Source organism: Rhodococcus sp. RS1C4 (assembly GCF_002258225.1).
Taxonomy (GTDB): Bacteria; Actinomycetota; Actinomycetes; order Mycobacteriales; family Mycobacteriaceae; genus Rhodococcoides; species Rhodococcoides fascians_E.
In genome coordinates this window covers 1-18,782 of sequence record NZ_NOXZ01000054.1, presented here as the reverse complement: position 1 = coordinate 18,782, position 18,782 = coordinate 1, and the positions used below count along the sequence as shown (strand labels likewise).

Sequence of the window (18,782 nt, the reverse complement as noted above, 5' to 3'; positions counted from 1 at the left end):
ACGTCCGGTCACCCTTACTGGGCATCGGCATGGCATGGCCTCCTTCGTCTACGTCTTCGGTCCCAACCGATGTCCATCCTGAACCAGAATCAATTTCGCGCTGCCGTGACACGCCGACAACAGCCCTGGAAATTACATCCATGTCACTAACTCACCGCGTCCTCGTCTGACCTCGCTTGTCCGGAACGAGCGGACAGAGGCGACTGGGGCCGCTGATGGTCTAATACGCCAGCCAAGACTTGAGCCCTCATCTCGGCCGTAGTAGCGCAAACAAGCGAGAAATACGCCTCGCGGGCGGTGCGTTCTGCCAGCTCTCCGCATTGCACGGCTCGACTACCAGTAATTGCCGTGTAGTAGATCGATGCATCGACGGCGAAGCGACAGGCATCCGCACGCGCGCCGTGGATGTCAGCAGTCGAGTCGCCAACAGCGTGGTCCAATGAGTTCTTAACTGCAGTGAACTTGTTGGCCATTGTCTGACTGCTCTGCCCAGACGCGTCCAGAGCCGTCAGGCTTCGACTGGCTAGTCCCAACGCAAGCGAACCATTGATACGGACAATCGCTCTGTCAAGCATTGACATGGTTCCATGCCTACTCCGACGTCGTCGCGCGACATGCATTACATCGGCTTCGTCGACGCGATAACCGTCGAAATCCAATGCGACAGTGCGAGAAGCGTTGGCGGCCGATAAATCTAGTTGTGTCGAGGACATGCCGGAGTTATCAGATGCGGACGCAAGGAACGTCACCATCTCATCGTTTGCCTCGTCGTAGGCAGAGACCCCCAGGACGTCGACGAAACCCCACCCGGTTACGAATGGCGCCGAACCTTCGATCGAGTAACCGCCAGAGGTCCGGTGCGCTTGGACCAATGGACGCTGAGGTGCAGCGTAACCCTCGCCTGACACTCCCGCGCGAACCAAGCCCGTTTGTAAACCGGCCAGGTACCGCTCTTTGAGCGGTTGATTACGCGACGTCGCGAGTCTGAGCAGGGTTCCATGGTGCTGGGCCCAAACGAACGCCGTTGACAGACAACCGCTTACCAGAATTTCTCCCACTGCAGACAGCGCCTGCAAGGGGTTGTCACTGGCGAGGGCGACTCCATAAAATCCTCTTCTAGCGAGTTCGTCGAAATGGGTAATCGGAACTTTGGCGGTTCGATCCACCTGTTCTGCAACCGGTTCCAAAACCTGGGCGCTAAACTCCCTTGCCTCATGGATCCAATCGATCGCGTTGGCTGCTTGTTTGCCCGGTGTCGGTTGGGGACTATCTGGTGTTTCACTCACCGACGTTCGCCTCCTCATATACATGGAGCGCGCTGCTGTCGACCTCGTCCGTCGAGTCGGTATGCCCTTCTGTGCCCTTGCGCCGAAGTAACACCACTCCCGTTGTCAGCGCCACGAGACCAGTTGCCCCGAGGCTAAGTGGGCCGTAGATCTCGACCCAGTCGACGAGACGCTTGGACTCGACAGCACGCTGCACCTGCTCATCGACGGTGGCAGCGTCGAGCTCCGGCGACATTTCCACGATGGTGACCGCCGCCGGGTCGTCGGCGGTACGTCCGTAGTACTGGTGAACCGCTTGTTTCCCGAAGACGATTGCACCTGTCGTGGGCTCGACCAGCAGTTCACGGCGTGCCTTGTAGTACCGGTGCATCAGAATTTCTTCGTCCCCGTCGATACCCCAGTAAGACGCGGGAAGGCTGAGCTTGCCGCCAGTGTCGAGGGGCGCAATGTCCTGAACGAAGCGGTAGACGTCCAAGCCGTTGAGTGTGGTCTCGCCGGCGAACTCGATCTCTTGACTACGGCGCGCTGTCGTATCGAAGTACGGATATGACTTCTGTTCGACGTGGAATGGAAACTTGAGCGAAAGTCCGTCGTGGGTAACCTGGTCCGCGGGCTGATCGACGTACTTCTGGATCGACCCGATCGGATCGTCCATCGGCATCGCCGTTCTGCGGTCTGCGGTGAATCTGTCGACGGTCGCGTTAACCGTTCCTCGTTCACCCGGCCTATCGTCCCGTTGCAGTAACACAGCAGATTGCATCGTGATCTTGTTGCTGTCGGACGGTTCTTCAACAGTGACCTGTTGCAAGACCCGAATAGGAACGTCGCGATCGATTTTCGATACTCCCTGAATGAGCGCTTCGGTGTCGAGCAAGGTGGCGGTCCCCGTTGCGACCGTTGCGGAGTCGACGTCGAGAGGCGTCTCCACCAGCTGTGGAGCCATGTAAAAAGCCATCGTTGCTGACGACGCGGCGAGAAACGCACCGACCCCAACCAGTGCCAGGCCTTTGATCGGTCGTGTCGCCGTAGTCATGCGTTAGTCCTTGAAGTAGGTAGGTGCCTTGTGCATCCCGGTGCGATCACTGAGTCTGAGAAGCTGTGTCGCATGATCGTCAAGAAGCTGCCCTTGTTCGTAACCAGCCGACCGGCCGCTGCGGTTCTGGCCGCAGCTTTCGCGGGATTCTTGTTGTCGGAGTACAAGATGGGCAAGCAAAAGCCGCGCGCGGGCTCTGTGAATCGGGACAACGGGTCCGGTAGAGCAGTTGGTCGCGGCCTTGCACTGGCGTACGGCGGAGGCCTCGTACTCAGTGTGGCCTCGCCGGCAACCATCGTTACGCGGCGTCCACGAATGATGTTCGTTACGGGACTGACCACTGCGGTGCTCGGGCAGGCGCTCCGGTTTGCTTCGGCGCGAGAGCTTGGGGAGTCCTTCACGTTCAAGGTCCACACACACCCCGAACAATTGGTGGTGCAGTCGGGCCCGTACCAGTTGATTCGGCACCCCGCGTATACCGGGGCACTGCTATGCGCACTGGGTTTCTGTATCGCGTACGGTAATTGGCTTGCTCCCGTGATGGTGTCGTTTCTTGCGGGCGGATATGTCCACCGGATCCCGTCGGAAGAAGCAGCAATGCTCAAGGGCCTAGGAGAGGGGTACGCCGAGTACATGGCGAACACCAAACGCTTGATCCCGTTCATCTTCTAGCCGCCCTCTCGGACGTTGCCTTACCGTCTTCTCCGTCGACCATCTCAACCATGAGTCGGGTGGACGCGACGGAATTTCTGCTGGCACGCCACGCAGCCCGTTTGGAGCTCGGAATCAGGGTGTCCGCAAGGATGGCGTTGCTTCGGGTCGCCAAGGCCTGCCACTCATCCATGTACGCGACGATGCGGCGGTACCGCTGGACACGAGGAAGCAGAGTCGTCCAGATATAAACCCACGCAACGTATCCTGCGACGAGAAGAGGTGACATGATGAGAAAAAGAGATATCTGAACGGTGTGGACGGTGTACCAGTTTTCTACACCGCGGGCAAACGCCATTAGGTAGACGATCTTGTGGACTGCGTAGAGCAGGATCATCCCGCACGCCACCGCCGCAGCGGTCAGGATCCGTGCTAGTTCTCCGGTCTTCACGACCAAAGCCATGCGGACCAACAGATAGAACGGTACTGCCACGCACATAGACAGGCTTCCGAGAAATATGACCCAATAGACGAGCATCCAGCCTTCGGCTGCAAAGGTCTGGCTGAGGTAATAGGTAGGCCTTGACGGCGCAGGAGAGAGCAGAAAGGAGACGACGAGACCGACGAGCAGCGCTGCGGTGGTGGCATAGCGAGAGATGCGCGGAAAACTACGTTGGGTCGAGTGAGCCACAATTCCGACCCATTGCATTGCCGCGCAAATGGCCAGGGCCTGAGCTATCAGGACGGATATGTTCCACAGGCCCGTTGCGTCATGGATGATGGGATCGAGCTTGTCGTCTGCCAGCGAGTGAATCCTGAACATCTGCGCACCACTGAGAGTGAGCAGTAGCAGAGTCATGGGGCGTGTCTGCGGCCTTCGCCTGTACAGAGGTAGGCGTTGAAGGCCGAACACCAGCAATACTATTGGCAGTATTGCCTCGACGAACGTGCTCACATTTGCCACCCGAAAATCGTGGCCACCCGGCGGAGGGTCTCCTTGTCTTTCGAGTTGAGGCCATCCGGGTAGAAGGGCTTACGTAGAGAGTCGGCGCGAGCGAGCATGAGTGTGCCGAGCCATTCGGCCTCTGCTTCGATGGGCTGAAGGAAGTCCGGAACTCGTGTGAAACACACTTTCGCACGCTGCTCCTCGGCAAGAGCACTGATCATTGTTCTGGGGATGGCGGGAGCCATCCTCATGAACGACTCGACCAGAATGTGCTCGGTGACAACAACATCAGCTTCGTGACCGAGGAGGATGTGTGCGACTTCGTGGAGGACGCATTGTTCACGGAACAGCGGATCTACATCAGCTCGGACGTAGATCACATCTACCGGAGCAGTTCGTACCCAGAAGCCAGATACTTCCCCGCTCTCGCTCAGATCGCCAGGTAGATCGAGGACCAGTATTACTCGACCGATTCTGAACCCGACTTCTGCGATGAATCGGTCGATCGACCACGGTCTCGTAAATGGAAGCTGCAGCGCGTCGAGAAAGGACCTTGCACGCAGCTCGGGGTCGTCGATCCTTCTTGCCTCAACGGCGGCGTCATGGACCGAGCCCATTATGTCGATTCGCCGGCCTCGGCCGGCGCGTGCCAAGGTTGTGTCTCGAAACGTTCATGGGTGTCCCTGACCAGCTCACTCAGACGCTCCGCAATTGCCGGTGTCAGTTGCGGTACGCGGGTTCGTAGTGCGAATACCGTCGCCTGCGACTGTCGTACGTTGTCGAAGTAGTCGAGCTGAGCGTTGTAGTCCATCTGCTGCGCGACAGTGCCGACCAGGTAAGTTACCGGTGCTTCGAAGAAAGTGGCCACCGCCTTGAGCACGTCTTGACCGGGGCTGTCGACTGCCTGACTGCGGAGCGCCTTCATTTGCTCAACACTGACTTTGCGTCCGACGTTCTTGCTTACATACGCCGCGACCTGTGGCTCCAGCTCATCGGGTGTACCCAGATGCCGAAAGCCCTCGAACAGCCTGCCGATTCGATTGTGTAGCGGTAGTTGGCTGTCCATCGTGATCTGTTCCTTCCGAACGTTCTCTCCCCGCGGAGCACTGCGGGACGCGTGGTCCCGAGCAAGCACCCTTTCCCATTTCCTTCGCAACTTCAACTGCCTCACTCGCGCTCTGCCCATCGGTCCCTGAACCTGGCGTCCATCTCTTCGTCGATTTCGTCGCGCCTTCCGGCCAACCAGCGGCGGTAGAGCTGTTCCTCGTGTTCGACCGGGTCGTAGTCGACAGTGGGTTTGTCGAGGAGAGGGCCAAAGGCCATCTCCGCCATCGGAGGAAGGGTCTTTCCAGGGCCTCCACTTCGCTCTAAAACTGCAGTGGCATAGCGACCGGCCACCCGGGATACGAAGGCGTTGAACCCTGCAATGACGTGGTCGAGCTCATCGAGCGGGGGGTCAGCGCCGCGACAACTTTCGTGCACGGCGTTGAGCTGCCTGTGCAGCCCCAACAGATTGTTGATTTCGTCGAGCGGAAGCACGATCGCGTCGGGCTCCGTGCTGGGAACGCTCGATCCTGAGTTGCGATTCGACAGGCTCTCCAGCGGGACGGGATCGCCACCGGCAAGGACGTCGGCCGCGCTCCCTTTGCTCCACCGCAGGCCTTGGTCGAGTTTCCTGAGCACGGCCGGACTGGGTGCCCGCCCAAGAGTGTCGTTTTCGATATTGCCGAGTGTGGTGTCCGATGGTCCACCGGCATCACGTACCTCGAACCTGGTCAATGCGAGCCTTGCCCGGCGCGCAGCCACTACCTTCCCGAAACGGGCCAGGTCGTCTGTCTCCTGCATTGCTGCATCCTAGGTCTGATAAGCAAAATTATTGCAATTTTAGGACCAGCATAGCGGATCAGTCCAAAATCGGCTCATACGAAACTCGATATCGCGAAAAGAATGTCGATATTGCAAATATTTTGCTTACGACTTGCTCTGGATTCGATTACGGGTACATACTGCACCCATGTCGTCGCTAGCCGCGTCACCCTCACCGTCGCGGCGGCCCAGGACGTTGACTCAGGCAAGCCCCCCGTTCAGAAGCGGGCAAGTCTCGTCATGCCTGCACGCCGGCCGGACGGTCTCGCGCTCGCTCATAACTGCGAATGAGCTCGTAGATCTCGATCCCGAGCGCCGAAGCGAGGCGGCGAGCGTTCTCGTCGGTCAGCTTTACTTCACCACGTTCGATCCGGGCGATCATCGACGTGCTTATGCCCACCTGCTGGCCGAGCTGCGGCTGAGTGAGCCCAAGAAGGACTCGCCAATCGCCGGGGAACCGCTGGTCCCGAGGCACGTCCACAAGCTCACCAATAGGCACGCTCAGGGTCTTCGCAACGAGGGCCAGTGTGTCGACTTGAGGACTTCGAGTGCCGGCCTCCCATTGCTGGACGGTGGCACCTCCGAGCCCGGCCTTTCGAGCGAGGTCCGCTCGGCTCATGCCCTTCTGTTCCCGCAAGGACGTCAGCCGTGCCGGGTCGAATCCCCGCAAGACACGTCGACTCACTGTCGCATTCCGTTCATTGCTAGACACCATGCCGCACCTCCTCTAAGGTCTAATCTGTGCATGACCTTAAACGATGCAAATGTCGTGATAGGAGGGATCGGCACGATGCCTTCGAGGAAGAGCGGTTTGCCTCCTAAGTCGCAAACATGGAGGTGGCGACACCTCTGATCGACGAGGGGTAGCAACAAATTAAGAGAACCCCGGGCGCGCATCTGATTGGCGTCCGAACGCCCCCGGGGTCCCGCATCTGCGAATGACAACTGCGCTTTACGCACAACGCCCGCAGGCTTCCCAGCCTAGGGCGCGCACGCGCAGTCCAAACGACTGGAGCACACATGACATTGATTCTGAAACCAGAGCCGTTACGAACTTGGCCTCTCCCTTCCCTGCCGCCATACTGCGAGCCGAGCACCGGTCTGTGCACCGCCCTGACGGCGGTCGACGTAATCGGTCCTGTTGCATGTTCGCTTGCAAGCAGCCACCCCGCCCAAAGCCACAGGGGAAGTTGATTAGTCGACCGGCGAGGTCATGACCGAATGGGCGAGCACTTGAAGTTCGCCATGTCAGGCGCATCACCATCTCGCACAGGTCGCCTGAGACCGGCACCAGCTTGAATCCGGCACTTGCCCAACACTTGTCAGGTTCAGTGCGTGGTCGATCACCCCAACGACCGGGGTGATTGGCAACGCTTCCTCATCATGTGCCGAAACCGCGACCCCGCCGGGGCATCCACCGAATTCTTGACCCTTGGCTGACAGAAAGGGATTCCGTTGCTCCGGCTCTTCTCGCAGCACTGGTTCTGATCGTCCTCTTCGGGCGGGGTGACGCTCCAGTAGGGCACACCCCGCCTTCTACCCCTTGAACACCGTCACCTGACGCCCGCCTTCTCGATAGGAGCCGAAATATTGTCCGCCAGAGATCGTTTCAGATCCATCGGCGTTGCAGCCGCCGTCGTGGGGTGCGCGCTGTCAGTGACCGCCACGCAATCCCTTGCACTTCCACTGACCGCGTCAGCCAGCCCGGAGCAGCCATGGCTCGATGACTTGGCCACTGACTGCCCAGCACTGTTCACCCTCGCCGTACAGGGCACGGGTGAATCGTCGCCGGATGCACCGATCAAAGCTGACACCGGCATGCTCGGAACTGTTCTGGGGCCTGCTCTCGATGCTGCCCGCGTCCTCGGATCGTCGCTGGACCGGGCGTACGTTCCGTATCCGGCTGCGTTCGGTGGTGCGGTTCCCGGCGGAAAGCAGCCCTACACACTATCGGTAGAGGAAGCTGCCTCCAATCTCGAAGCCGCCGCCGAGAAGGTGATATCCGACTGCCCTGCAACGAAACTGGCGATCGTTGGTTACAGCCAGGGCGCGCACGCAGCCTCGAAATTTCTCGAAGCGGTCGGCGCTGGTACTGGGGCGGTACCGGCCGACCGAATCGCGGCCGCTGCCTTGTTCGGATCCCCGACTCGTGCGGCCGGGTCCCCGGTCTTTCCCGGCAGCAGCAACGACACCCCGGCGTCGGCCCCAGGATCCTCCGGTGACCACGTCGCCGCCCTTCCGCCTGTGTCGGTACCGGCGCCGGCCGGGGCCGGAATCGGCCCGACCAGTGACGTCGCCACCAGTTTCGGATCACTCTCGGGCCGGGTAGCGTCCTTCTGCCAAACAGGCGACCTGGCCTGCGACGCACCGGCCAACGCTCCCATCGCACGCGCAGTGACCAACGTCGCCGGTCAAGTCGAGGTCGGCGGCGATCCCTTCCGCGCAGTGCAGTCCATCGGCCTCGCGTTGGCCTCGACGTCGTTCGGTGTCGCCGTCGATGTCGTCAACGAGGACATCTCCGTGCCGAAGAACTCGCTCGAGAACCTGTCCGTCACGCCGAAGAAGACACTCTCGCAACGCTTCGCCGAAGCGTCCGACCCGGCAGCGAAGCCGCCGACCGGACAAGAAGCCATCGCCGCCTTGACCAAAATCGGTCTGGTCGCGGTCAACGCTGTCGTCTCCGTCGCGAAGAAGGTCATCACTCCACAGACGATCGCGGAGGTCTCGGCCGCTGGATTGTCAAACCCGGTGGCCGCGTTCGCCGTGATCGCAGCCAAAACCGCCAAAGCCGTCATCGAGCTCGTACCACCGGCGACATCGAAGAGAGTGGTGCAGCAGGCCTTCAACGTCGTCAAGAGCGAGGTCAGTGCCAACAAGGACTTGTTCGACCTCGCCGCTCTGACGTCCTACGCCAACACCATCGCCGCTCACACCGGTTATGCCTCGGCCGTGGCCACACCCCAGGGCGAGTCCGCGACACGCTTCGTCGCGGACTGGCTCGCGGCCGCCGCCGCTGATGTCGGTGACACCGCCGCCGCCGGCCCCTCGTCGACGTCACCGACAAAGCCGACAGCAACAACGTCGGCAGTGACCACGACCCGCACCACCACACCGACCGCACCATCCATCACCACCTCTCAATCACCCTCCACCCCAACCACGTCCGCCAGCACCACATCGCAGCCGGACTCGGCCCCCATCCAATAGCTCCACCGACTCGAAAGGTCCCTTTCATGGGTAAGCACCAGATCCCCACCCACGCCTTGACCCGCATCGCAGCAGGAGCGACCGCAGCATCGGCAATGGCCGTCTTCTGCTACGGAACCGCAGCGGCAGCGCCGGGCGATGCACCGTCGACGCAGGGCGACGTCACCACCGGCGCACCGTCCACCCAAGGCCCGCTGACCTCCGATGCACCGTCGACTCAGGGCGAGCTGACCGCACCCGCACCCGCACCGCAGGCCGAGCGTGTGTACTGGGTGGCTCCGCCTGTCCAGTACGACCAGAGCGAATGGCAGACCTGGGACGCCTACTACGACGACGAGACCACCGGGGCCTACACCGACACCGAGACGGCCGACCCCGCCCCGGCTGCTCCGGCCGTGGACGTCGAACCGGCTGCACCGTTGGATGTGAACACCTTGCACGGCCCCGTCGCCGTCGAGGACCCCACCGTCCCGACCGCAGCTCCGGACAACATCGTCAAGGTCGGCGACTTCTACGCCGACCAGCCGAGCTGGCTCTCCGACGAGGACCGCGACCGCACCAACAACTCCACCGCCGTCATCCAAGCGCAGGTCACCGACTTCTGGCGCTCGATCGGAGTCCCCACCGACCGCGCCCAACGCCTCGGTGCTTCCCAGATCGCCGCGGGCGGCGCTGGTTTGGTCACCGGCGCAGTCGCACTCGGCGGACCCGCCACCGTTGCCGGTGCACTCGGCGGCGGCACCCTCGGCGGTATCGGCGGCGCTGCCCTCGGGCTGTTGGTCCCGGTCGCTCCGGGTGTCGCACCGCTGACCTCAGGCGTCGTGGGCACCGCAGGCGGAGCGGCCCTCGGAGCCGCGGTGATCGGAGCGCCCGCCACTGCACTCGGAGCAGCGACCGGCCTGGCAACTGGCCTCGCACTGGGAACCACCTACGGCGCAGGCGATCTCGGGGAACCACAGAAGATCGACCTGCCCGACTTCCCCCAGACAGAGCCCGCCCCCGCTCCGGAGGCGGCACCGGCCGCCCCTGCAGCTCCGGCCCCGCTCGCACCAACCCCTGCTCCCGCTCCGCTGGTCCAGGCGGCATCGGTGTGGACGGAGCCGACCAACCCGGTCGACACCGCCCGCGGATTCGTCACCACCCAGATCGTCGGCGGCCCGCAGGCCCTCGACGCTGTCGATACCGCAGTGGCCGACGCCGCGCCCGCATTCGCAGCTATCGACGCCGCGATCACCGCCGCCTTCAACCTGCCTGTGCCGGCCTGACCGATCCACACGACCCACTTCGGGGTGGGTTGCGTTCCGACCGTCCCGCACGCGGCCGGAACGCAACCCTCCCCGAAGCACCACCGACCCACAGTCCACACCAACACCGAGCTGCCGAACCATCCCAGCTTCGCCCAGCACCGAAGGGGCACAGGAGAAAACAATGGCGACCGACAATCACCGGCAGACCGCGGTGCTGTTCCCGGACCCGCAGGAACACTTCGACCCCCGGTGGCAGACGGTCGCCGACCTCGACACACCGCCTGTCATCGCACCCACAGGCGACACACCCACCGATCAGGCATCTACTAATGATCCCTTCGTCGACGACAACAACAACGACGACGACAGCGACGGGTTCGCCCCCGACACCGGCGGTGAGGTCGACCCTGATCTTTCGGACTTCTACCCAGAAGACGAGGTGGACGAACCTGCGCGGGTGCCGTATTGGGTGAGCGCGCATGTGCCAGCCGACCGGCTCGTGATGGACGAGCCGAACCGCCGCTTCCGTCGCCGCCGCCCCACCCCGCCTCTGCCGCCTGCCCCCGACACCGACACCGACACCGACACCGACACAGCAGCACCGCAGATGTCGCCCGCAGCCCCACACCGGCCACGATCGGTTCCCGTCGGCTGGATCGCAGCCGGAGTACTCGCCGCAGCGTCACTGATCGGCGCAGCCGTCGTCGTGACCGGACACGACGAAACACCAGCTACCCCGGCAGCCGCCGCACCGGAGCCCACGCAAACCCCACGCACGTTCACCACCACCGCCGCCGCGACGACGCCCGCGGCCGCACCGTGGTGCACCACCGCCGCCACGGCCGACGCGACGACCACCGACGACGCCGGCAACCGCGAGAGCGCCATCGGGGTCATCGCCGCATTCGAGCACGCCTACTACGTACAACGCTCCGGAGCAGCGGTCGCAGCGCTGATGACCTCACCGGCCCCGGCCGACCGCATCCAAGCGGTCATCGACCGCACCCCATCAGGAACCGAGCATTGCGTGACCATCGCCGCCACCGACATCCCAGATGTCCACGCCGTCGCCCTCTCACTGCGCACCCCATCCGGATCGGAGTCGGCCATCGCCTCACGCATCACCACCGCCCGCACAGGCGAGAGCTATGCCATCGCGAACGTCGAGGAGGTCCGATGAAGCAACGCCGACGACCACCGGTGAGCGCCGTGACACCACTACGACCCACAGAGCTGCGGACCCCAGCAGCGGCGCACGTGGCACCTGAACAGGTCAGCATCGTGATCGGCGCCGGATCCGGTGGTGCGGGAGCCACGACCATCGCTCTCGGTGTGGCCCACACCCTCGCCGAACGCCTTCCTGTCGCAGCGGTCGACGCCACCAGCGACGGCGGCGATCTGTTCGACCGCGCTGCCGCCCGGCCGCTGCCCGATACCTCGATCACCGCCGCGATCCCGGCCTCCTCGGCCGCGAGCACCGGAGGCATCGTCCTGTGTGGATCGGCATCGCTGTCCACCACCAGATTCGACGACCACCACTTCGGTGCTGGTGGTCATGGCCACGAGCCGCACGCTCGCCGCGCCGATCCTGCGCAGAGCAGCGACCTGATGTTGCTCGATTCGATCCTCTCCTCCCGCGGTGTTGCCCGGGTCTTCGACCTCGGCACAGCCGTCGACGCACCTCGCGCCGCGGCTCTGCGCCGACACGCACTACTGGTGCTGGCCGCGCCCGTGCGTGCGCAACCGCTGACCCGCCTGCGCACGGTCCTCGATCGACTCCGCTGGACCCACGGCCCCGAAGCCCTGGCCGGGGCTGTTGTCGTGCTCACCCACACCGTTCCCGGTTCGGTCCTGGACCTGGCACCGATCCGCGCTGCCCTCACACCCCTGGTGGCCGGATTGATCGAAGTTCCATTCGATCCGGTCCTGGCCGCACCGGGGCTGCTCGATCACCGGCAGATCGCCCCGGCCACCGCCCGCGCGTTGCAGTCCCTCTCCGACCTCGCTCTGCACCGAATCGCGGCAGGCCACCAGCCGACACCCCTGCGCCCCACTCACACAGGGATCGAGTCCGACGACCAGAGAAGGGAACAGGCATGACCGCCCACTACACATCCGATCATGTGCCACACCCAGGCGATACCGGCATCGGCCAGCGCGACACCGATTGGATCTCGCCGGCTGTGTGGCTCCTCGGCGCCACCCGTGAAGTCGGGGTCAGCACCTTGGAACGGTTCTGGGCGTTCACCGCCGACAGCGAAGGCTCGTGGCCACCGGGCGACGACCGTGATCGCGTCTCCCCGTATGTGGTGCTCGTGGCGCGCGAGTCGTTCAAATCGCTCTCCGCCGCCCAGAATCTCGCCCTCGCACACGATCGCGGAGAGGTCGGGGCGGGGTCGGAGCTGCTCGGTCTGATCACCGTCGCGGCAGCACCGAACCTGGAGAAGCCGATCCGCCAGCACCGCGACGTCGTGGCCGCTGCGTTCGAGAAGGTCTGGCACATCGGCTGGCACAGGCACCTGCTCTCTGCCGCCCTCGGCAAGCTTCCTCGCTGGCATCACCTCGACTCGGGCGCGCTCGCACCAGTGGAAGGCCTACCGGCTGATGTCCACACCGCCGCGATCGACCTCACCAACACCGTCCACTCCCGTATCCCCACCCTGTTCGCCCCAGGAGGGTCCGCATGAGCGCTGTCGCAGCGGTCTTCGATCTCCTGACTGCGACCGACGTCGGTTCCGGTTCGGTCGCCTCCGTTGCCGGCGGCGCAGGAGCTGCCGCCGGCCGGACACTCGTCGAGCACCCGTCGATCGTCTCCGGAGCGAGGCCGACGACGTTGCTCGACATCGTGCGGGCGGTGATCTTCATGGCGACAGCGGGAGCGGGGGTTCTGGTCGTTGTCTTCGCCGCCCGAACGGTCGCATTCGCGGGAGTGTGGGAGGAGAGCATCACCGCCGGACCCGCTCGAAAACTGTTCGCTGCCATCGCCGTTCTCATCGTGGCTGCCTGCTTCCTCGCTCTCGTCGATTCGGCGTTGTCATGACCGCTGAGATCCCCAGCGCATCTACTCACCACGGCGCGCCGGTGCCGACCAACGCGGTCAATCCCGTTTCACCCCGAACCCCGAAAGGTAGATCGATCACTCATGGTTCTCGCCACCGCACAGGCTGTGCAGGACTTCTCGGTCCAGGCCATCGAATTCAACGTCACCGCCGAACTCCCACCCGGGGCGAACGGGCTTCTGAAACTGCTCAACTGGTTGCTCTGGGGTGTCCTGCTCGCATGCATGGCCGCCATCGTCTTCTCCGGCGGAAAAATGGCGTGGGAAAAGTGGAACCAGGGCTCCATCCAGGCCCCGAAGATCCTCCTCGGCGCTCTGGTCGGTGCGATCGTCTCCGGCAGCGCGAACGCCATCCTCAACGCCGTCGCCGGCACATAAACGCACCGGGACGAGAAACCGATGAGCACTGCACTTCCCAGCGCAGGCGGGGACATGGTGTCCGCGCTACCGGAGCAAGTGGTCAGCGATATCAACACCGTTCTGGGGTGGATGCTCGCCCTCGTCGCGGTCGCGTGCGTCGGCAAGATCGTTTTCGTCGGGGCCCGCATGGCGTGGGATCACCAGCACACACCTGGAGTCGAATCGCCCGTGGCCGCCGAGTTCTTTGCCGCTGTCATTGGCTGGATCCTCGCCGCGGCCGCCGCCGGCGGTATCGCCGCAGTAATGCTCGACACCGCCGGAGCTACACCCGCTGACCCCGAACGCGGCAATCTCGTCGAACAGATCGAACAAATCAACCCGCCCCTCGGCGGTGAGCAGCCATCCGGCGAACAAGGCCTGCCCTGACAACCGTTGCCGCAGAAGCGTTTCGGCCCGAATCGAAGGACCTACGATCATGACAACCACCAGCATCCGCACCCGCACAGCAATCGCCGCGGCCACCTCTACAGCGGTAGCGTTCCTCGCCGCAGCCTGCGGCTCCGGTGATCCCGCCCCCGATGCGCCAGCGGAGGCTCCCGCCGCGGTCGATCCCACACAGCCGCCGCAGATTGCGTCGTGGACGACGTTCGGGGGTATCGCAGTCCCGTTGGGCAGCCAGGACGGTCCGACGTCGACGCCGGGTGCACCGTTGACCGGCTTCACCCGTACTCCGCAGGGTGCGGCGTTGGCGGCGATCGGTCAGTCCGTGCAGCTCTCCACCGCCACCGACTCCGAGTGGTCGACGATCCTGCCCGCCGTCACCACCCCGGGCGCAGGCCGCGACGCCTACGCCGGGAACCGCGCGCTGATCCAGGTCAGCGGAACCGACCCGGCCGTGGTCCCCTCGATCATCGGCTACACCTTGCCCGCTTACAGCCCCGACGCTGCGACGGTCTCGATCATTCAGGAGTTCTCGGACGATTCCCTCGCTGCGGTCGCTGCCGAGGTGGTGTGGTCGGGTGAGGATTGGAAGCTAGCCCTTCCCGCACCCGAACACGAGCCGGTCCCACAGGACTTCGTCACCGCCGAAGTCGCCGGTAACCCCGTCACCCCACTCGACGGGTTGCCGACCGACATGGTTGCGCTCGACGGAGCGTCCCGATGAGCGAACCCACCACATCGGGCGTCGAGCCGCAGGCCCCAGCTACCGAGCCCGAAGGCAAGAAGATCGGAACCGTCGGCCTGATGGGTGTCGGCCTTGTCGTGGCCATCATCCTCGCCGGGATCGTCATCAGTCTCGTTGTCCTGCAGAAAGATCAAGACACTCCCCTGGTCTCGGTGGATACCGGTGGATCGTCCACTCCGGCGACACCGGACCCGGAGGCGGCACTGTTCGAACCCGACCCGGAGTTCGATGCCCTCGGCCGGGTCACCTACGTCCCGAAAGACCCCAACGGGGTCATCCTCGAGCAGACCGCTCCGCCCCCCGGCCGATCCGCCGACGCAGCCCCGTCCGGGGTGATGCTCCAACGCATCCACGGCAACATGGTGCTCCCGTTCTCCACCTCCGACGGCCCGACAGGTATCGACTCCTCCGGTGTGGCAACAGGATTCGCTCACACTCCACAGGGTGCAGCGCTCGCCGCAGCTCACTACATGGCCTACCTTGCCTCAGGAAACGACCGTATCGACATGGCAGTCGCGTCCGGTCGAATCGACGATCCGGAGCGCACCATGGAGCAGTCGAAGCGATACAACGACAGTGGCGTCCGCGGGTCCGTGCCAGACGGCTACCTCGCCCTCGCCTTGCCGTCGCTGCGCCTGAACTACAACGACTCACTGACCCGAGTGTGGTTCGGCTACAGCGTGAACCTCCAGAACGGCTCCACCCAATACCGCCGCATCAACGCCGACTTCGTCTGGCGCGAGGATCGCGGGTGGGTTCTGCAGGTCCGCCCGTTCGATTCGGCACAAGGATCGACATTCGGTGGCAGCGTCGACTCACGCCCGTTCGAACCGGGGTGGCTCACATGGTGGTGAGAACACCCAATACCCCGCGGCTGTGGCGCGCGGCGGTGCGTGCGTTCCTCGCGTGCTGGCTCGCTCTGGTCATCGTGTTCGGTGGCAGCGCGATTGCGGCAGCAGAGGACCCCGAACCCGCCCCTCCTGAGGACGACACATCCTTTTTCGAGGACGTACTCGGAGCTACCCCGTGCGCTACACCCTCAGGTCTGACCACCTCGCTGCTCAGTGAGATTGCCGGTGCTGCAGGTGTGGACACCGGTCTGACCAGTTGCCTGGACTCGGCCGCGAACGTGGCCAGCGCCCCGATCGAGGCGGTGAAGAACGTTGCGGAAGGTGCCTGGGAGCAAGCGGGCCTCTCGTTCGGTGAGGCCGGTGCTGCGGGGCTGAAGTTCGCGCTCGGTTGGTGGATTTCGATTCCAGGCCAGGACGAAACTGCGTATCAGACGGTCTTGTCGAAGGTCGGTTCCTACACCTACGACGTACAGCTGGCGTTTTTGATGGTCTCGATCATTCTGCTCGGCGGCAAACTCGCCCTCGCTCGATCGGGGGCAATCCGGCAGGTCTCGGAAGAAGGGTTCCGCCAGCTCGCTCGTGCCACGGTCATCGCCGGTTCGATCGGTTTCTTCGTCGTCGTCGGCACCCGGATCTCCGACGGGATCTCGACGTGGTTCCTCGATTCGACCGTGGGCGATGACCCGGCCAAGCTGGTGGAGGCGATGGTGCGGATCACCACCTTCGCCTCACCGGGCGGTATCGCAATGCTCTTCGCGATCGGGTTGATCGGCATCATCGGCGGCCTGTTCCTGGTGTTCCTGCTGCTGATGCGCATGGGCATGTTGGTGGTGGTCTCGGCGTTCCTGCCGATCGCCGCAGCCGCGGGCGGTACCCGTATCGGAGCCAGCGCCTACGAACGGCTCATCGCCTGGACGTTGGCGTTCCTTCTGTTCAAACCGGTCGGCGCGTTCGTAATCGGGATCTCGGCGATGTTGTTCGCGCAATCGGCACCCTCGCAAGACAACGACGGCGGCATGATGACCGCCGTCGTCGGCGCATTACTGCTCGCCTGCACCGCTCTGGTGTTGCCGTCGTTGATGAAACTACTGATGCCCGAAGCCGCAGGCGGTGTCGGCGGTCTCGCGGCCGCGGGCGCGATGATCGGCGCCGCTGTCCAGGTCGGATCGATGGTCGCGACCGGCGGTGGGAGCGCAGCAGCCGAAGGTGCAGGCGCTGCCGGAGGCGCGGCTGCCGGAGGCGGTGTCGACGGATGGGCACCGTCGTCCTCATCCGGTTCGGTACCGGCCTCGTTCGGCGTCGGTCCCGCTTCCGGCGGCGACAGCGGAGGCAGTGGAGGGGGTGACGGCGGTCCGAGCGGCGGTTCGATGCCGTCGGGTAGCGGCGGTGCGGACACCGGTGCGCAGAGCGCGGGCCGCTCCGCCGACGCCGCAGCACCTCCGGCCGCCTCGGGTGGATCGGCTCCGGATTCGTTCGGATCCGGTGCGGGAGGTCCCAGCAGCGGACCAGCTCCCGGCAGCAGCGAGAGCAACGACAACAACAGGGGATTTCAGATATGAGACAACAGCTTTCGCAGCGGACGCAAACATGAGCAGCGAGCACAGGGCGCCGACCACCTACGGCGCATGGCGACTGCCACGCTCGGGCGGTGCGTTCGGGGTGAGCTTCGCGGTCACCATCCTCGGGATGGCGTTCGCGGTCGCCATCATCGGCACCTACGCAGTCACCCGGTCTCTGTCGGCATCGGGGCTGGTACTCGCGGTCGGCGCGGTGCTGATCGTGCCGATGGTGATGAACAAGGACGGCCAGAGCGGTCACCGACGTTTCTCCGGGTGGCGGACCTCGCTGCTGTCGAATCGGCGCGGCGAAGACACCTACGCCTCGGGCGCGTTCTCCAAGGTGCCCGGCGGAGTCTTGCGCCTACCGGGTGTCCTGGCGGGAACCGATCTCTACGAGGGCATCGACTCCGCCGGCCGCACGTTCTCGATGATCCATTTGCCCGACACCCACTACTACACCGTGCAGCTCGCCGCCGAACCGCAAGGCGGGGAGAACTTCGACCAAGAACACTTGGACCGGGCAGTGGCGAACTGGGGCCAGCAACTCGGAGGGTTCGGCGACGTCGCCGACATCCCTCTTGTCACCGCGATCTTGGAGACAGTGCCCGACACCGGAACGGTGCTGATGGAAACCGTCCGCGCCCGTGTCCGCCGCGACGCACCCGAGCTGGCCCGCCAGTCGATGTACGAAACCGCCACCGGCACCGCCAAAGGCGGCGTCCGCATGGCAGCACGTCTGGCGATCACCTTCCAAGCCCAAACCGACGAACGCCGCAAGGACCCCGCCGAGCAAGGCGTGGAAATCGCGCGCCGCCTCCCCGAAATCACCGCAGCCGCAGCAGCCGCCGGAGTCATCTGCACACCCATGACCGCCGACGAAGTCGCCGGCACCGTACGCCGCTCCTACGACCCCGCAGCTCTCGAAGCGGTCGAAGCTGCCCTGTACTCCGGACAGGGAACCGGCTTGTCGTGGTCGGACTGCGGACCACGCACCACCTTCCGCAAACGCGACCGCTACGTCCACGACGGCGCAGTATCGGTGACCTGGGAGATGCGCGTGGCGCCGAAACGGGCAGTGACCGAGCGAGTCCTCGAACGTCTGATCCGCCCACACGCCGAGCTGCCGCACAAGCGGGTCACGCTCCTCTACCGCGTCCACCCCGCCGGGGAAGCCGCCGACGTCGCCGCCAGCGACTACCGCAACGCCCGCGCCCGCCGCTCCGGCCGCACGGGCCTGGACAACATGGGCGATGTCAACGACGAACGCGCAGCGAGCCTGGCCCAGCAGGAACAGTCTCTCGGCCACGGGATGACCCGGTTCGCGATCCTGGTCACCGTCACCGGCCCGGCCGACACGACCGACGTCCCGCGTATCGATGCGATCCTGCGTGATGTCTCGGTGCAAGCACTGCTCTCGGTGCGCCGCAGCCACTACTGGCAGGACGCGGCATTCGCCGTCGGACTCGGTATCGGGATCTCCGCTCCCCAACACACCTCCCTGCCGCGACTGGCCGACGGATAACACCCCTCAC

At 64.2% G+C, this 18,782-nt stretch carries 20 protein-coding genes; 13 read left to right on the top strand and 7 right to left on the bottom strand.

The genetic code is table 11. The annotated features are described in order from the left end of the window. Window positions 1–146 precede the first annotated feature (146 nt). Complete coding sequence (locus CH289_RS27105) at window positions 147–1,286, bottom strand: acyl-CoA dehydrogenase family protein (RefSeq protein WP_179276881.1); 1,140 nt, start codon at window positions 1,284–1,286, stop codon at window positions 147–149. Then, on the bottom strand, window positions 1,279–2,319 hold the full coding sequence (locus CH289_RS27100) for a PorA family protein (protein WP_094728923.1): 1,041 nt from the start codon (window positions 2,317–2,319) through the stop codon (window positions 1,279–1,281). Before CH289_RS27100 ends, CH289_RS27105 begins: the two co-directional genes overlap by 8 nt. 72 nt (window positions 2,320–2,391) lie before the next feature. On the opposite strand from CH289_RS27100, the gene CH289_RS27095 reads away from it, so the two are divergent. Then, on the top strand, window positions 2,392–2,991 hold the full coding sequence (locus tag CH289_RS27095) for a methyltransferase family protein (RefSeq protein WP_094728921.1): 600 nt from the start codon (window positions 2,392–2,394) through the stop codon (window positions 2,989–2,991). On the opposite strand, the gene CH289_RS27090 is transcribed toward CH289_RS27095, so the two are convergent. The 5 genes from CH289_RS27090 to CH289_RS27070 all read right to left on the bottom strand — a co-directional run bounded on the left by CH289_RS27090 (window position 2,981) and on the right by CH289_RS27070 (window position 6,467). After that, entirely contained in the window at window positions 2,981–3,829 is an 849-nt protein-coding gene (locus tag CH289_RS27090; RefSeq protein WP_143545131.1) for a hypothetical protein, read from the bottom strand. The genes CH289_RS27095 and CH289_RS27090 overlap by 11 nt on opposite strands. 92 nt (window positions 3,830–3,921) lie before the next feature. Next, complete coding sequence (locus CH289_RS27085; protein WP_143545130.1) at window positions 3,922–4,569, bottom strand: hypothetical protein; 648 nt, start codon at window positions 4,567–4,569, stop codon at window positions 3,922–3,924. Further along, window positions 4,533–4,982: a hypothetical protein gene (locus CH289_RS28100; RefSeq protein WP_143545129.1), complete on the bottom strand. Its 450-nt coding sequence runs from the start codon at window positions 4,980–4,982 to the stop codon at window positions 4,533–4,535. Before CH289_RS28100 ends, CH289_RS27085 begins: the two co-directional genes overlap by 37 nt. Window positions 4,983–5,083: 101 nt before the next feature. Further along, complete coding sequence (locus CH289_RS27075) at window positions 5,084–5,761, bottom strand: helix-turn-helix domain-containing protein (RefSeq protein ID WP_094728913.1); 678 nt, start codon at window positions 5,759–5,761, stop codon at window positions 5,084–5,086. A 259-nt stretch (window positions 5,762–6,020) separates the two neighbouring features. Continuing rightward, window positions 6,021–6,467, bottom strand: coding sequence for a helix-turn-helix domain-containing protein (locus CH289_RS27070; protein WP_306427531.1), 447 nt, complete (start codon window positions 6,465–6,467; stop codon window positions 6,021–6,023). Window positions 6,468–7,438: 971 nt separating this feature from the next. Here CH289_RS27070 and CH289_RS27065 point away from each other — a divergent pair. From CH289_RS27065 to CH289_RS27010, 12 genes are all read left to right on the top strand, one after another. Next, on the top strand, window positions 7,439–8,989 hold the full coding sequence (locus tag CH289_RS27065) for a cutinase family protein (RefSeq protein WP_256977597.1): 1,551 nt from the start codon (window positions 7,439–7,441) through the stop codon (window positions 8,987–8,989). Window positions 8,990–9,015: 26 nt separating this feature from the next. Continuing rightward, the gene (locus tag CH289_RS27060) at window positions 9,016–10,254 is read left to right on the top strand and encodes a hypothetical protein (protein ID WP_094728909.1); all 1,239 of its coding nucleotides are present in this window, start codon (window positions 9,016–9,018) and stop codon (window positions 10,252–10,254) included. Between the two features lie 163 nt (window positions 10,255–10,417). Continuing rightward, window positions 10,418–11,416, top strand: a complete 999-nt coding sequence (locus CH289_RS27055) for a hypothetical protein (RefSeq protein WP_094728907.1) — start codon at window positions 10,418–10,420, stop codon at window positions 11,414–11,416. Further along, window positions 11,413–12,336: a hypothetical protein gene (locus CH289_RS27050; protein ID WP_143545128.1), complete on the top strand. Its 924-nt coding sequence runs from the start codon at window positions 11,413–11,415 to the stop codon at window positions 12,334–12,336. The genes CH289_RS27055 and CH289_RS27050 overlap by 4 nt, the downstream gene beginning before the upstream one ends. Beyond that, window positions 12,333–12,923 carry a DUF6668 family protein gene (locus CH289_RS27045; RefSeq protein ID WP_094728903.1) on the top strand — a complete coding sequence of 197 codons (591 nt, stop codon included), beginning with the start codon at window positions 12,333–12,335 and terminating at the stop codon, window positions 12,921–12,923. The genes CH289_RS27050 and CH289_RS27045 overlap by 4 nt, the downstream gene beginning before the upstream one ends. Then, the gene (locus tag CH289_RS27040; RefSeq protein WP_094728901.1) at window positions 12,920–13,276 is read left to right on the top strand and encodes a hypothetical protein; all 357 of its coding nucleotides are present in this window, start codon (window positions 12,920–12,922) and stop codon (window positions 13,274–13,276) included. The genes CH289_RS27045 and CH289_RS27040 overlap by 4 nt, the downstream gene beginning before the upstream one ends. A 102-nt stretch (window positions 13,277–13,378) precedes the next feature. Then, on the top strand, window positions 13,379–13,672 hold the full coding sequence (locus CH289_RS27035; protein ID WP_094728899.1) for a hypothetical protein: 294 nt from the start codon (window positions 13,379–13,381) through the stop codon (window positions 13,670–13,672). A gap of 21 nt (window positions 13,673–13,693) precedes the next feature. Next, window positions 13,694–14,080 (top strand): hypothetical protein, encoded by a 387-nt coding sequence (locus CH289_RS27030; RefSeq protein WP_094728897.1) that lies wholly within the window; start codon window positions 13,694–13,696, stop codon window positions 14,078–14,080. A gap of 49 nt (window positions 14,081–14,129) precedes the next feature. Beyond that, window positions 14,130–14,819 carry a hypothetical protein gene (locus tag CH289_RS27025; protein WP_094728895.1) on the top strand — a complete coding sequence of 230 codons (690 nt, stop codon included), beginning with the start codon at window positions 14,130–14,132 and terminating at the stop codon, window positions 14,817–14,819. Next, window positions 14,816–15,694 carry a hypothetical protein gene (locus tag CH289_RS27020; protein ID WP_094728893.1) on the top strand — a complete coding sequence of 293 codons (879 nt, stop codon included), beginning with the start codon at window positions 14,816–14,818 and terminating at the stop codon, window positions 15,692–15,694. The genes CH289_RS27025 and CH289_RS27020 overlap by 4 nt, the downstream gene beginning before the upstream one ends. After that, window positions 15,685–17,250, top strand: coding sequence for a hypothetical protein (locus CH289_RS27015; protein WP_094728891.1), 1,566 nt, complete (start codon window positions 15,685–15,687; stop codon window positions 17,248–17,250). Before CH289_RS27020 ends, CH289_RS27015 begins: the two co-directional genes overlap by 10 nt. Before the next feature lie 28 nt (window positions 17,251–17,278). Further along, window positions 17,279–18,772, top strand: a complete 1,494-nt coding sequence (locus tag CH289_RS27010) for an SCO6880 family protein (protein WP_094728889.1) — start codon at window positions 17,279–17,281, stop codon at window positions 18,770–18,772. Window positions 18,773–18,782 lie beyond the last annotated feature (10 nt).

Coding starts and splice junctions, on each gene's coding strand:
- CH289_RS27100 (WP_094728923.1), bottom strand. CDS start 2,319: ATGACTACGGCGACACGACCGATCAAAGGCCTGGCACTGGTTGGGGTC.
- CH289_RS27095 (WP_094728921.1), top strand. CDS start 2,392: ATGATCGTCAAGAAGCTGCCCTTGTTCGTAACCAGCCGACCGGCCGCT.
- CH289_RS27090 (WP_143545131.1), bottom strand. CDS start 3,829: ATGACTCTGCTACTGCTCACTCTCAGTGGTGCGCAGATGTTCAGGATT.
- CH289_RS28100 (WP_143545129.1), bottom strand. CDS start 4,982: ATGGACAGCCAACTACCGCTACACAATCGAATCGGCAGGCTGTTCGAG.
- CH289_RS27075 (WP_094728913.1), bottom strand. CDS start 5,761: ATGCAGGAGACAGACGACCTGGCCCGTTTCGGGAAGGTAGTGGCTGCG.
- CH289_RS27060 (WP_094728909.1), top strand. CDS start 9,016: ATGGGTAAGCACCAGATCCCCACCCACGCCTTGACCCGCATCGCAGCA.
- CH289_RS27055 (WP_094728907.1), top strand. CDS start 10,418: ATGGCGACCGACAATCACCGGCAGACCGCGGTGCTGTTCCCGGACCCG.
- CH289_RS27050 (WP_143545128.1), top strand. CDS start 11,413: ATGAAGCAACGCCGACGACCACCGGTGAGCGCCGTGACACCACTACGA.
- CH289_RS27045 (WP_094728903.1), top strand. CDS start 12,333: ATGACCGCCCACTACACATCCGATCATGTGCCACACCCAGGCGATACC.
- CH289_RS27040 (WP_094728901.1), top strand. CDS start 12,920: ATGAGCGCTGTCGCAGCGGTCTTCGATCTCCTGACTGCGACCGACGTC.
- CH289_RS27035 (WP_094728899.1), top strand. CDS start 13,379: ATGGTTCTCGCCACCGCACAGGCTGTGCAGGACTTCTCGGTCCAGGCC.
- CH289_RS27030 (WP_094728897.1), top strand. CDS start 13,694: ATGAGCACTGCACTTCCCAGCGCAGGCGGGGACATGGTGTCCGCGCTA.
- CH289_RS27025 (WP_094728895.1), top strand. CDS start 14,130: ATGACAACCACCAGCATCCGCACCCGCACAGCAATCGCCGCGGCCACC.
- CH289_RS27020 (WP_094728893.1), top strand. CDS start 14,816: ATGAGCGAACCCACCACATCGGGCGTCGAGCCGCAGGCCCCAGCTACC.
- CH289_RS27015 (WP_094728891.1), top strand. CDS start 15,685: ATGGTGGTGAGAACACCCAATACCCCGCGGCTGTGGCGCGCGGCGGTG.
- CH289_RS27010 (WP_094728889.1), top strand. CDS start 17,279: ATGAGCAGCGAGCACAGGGCGCCGACCACCTACGGCGCATGGCGACTG.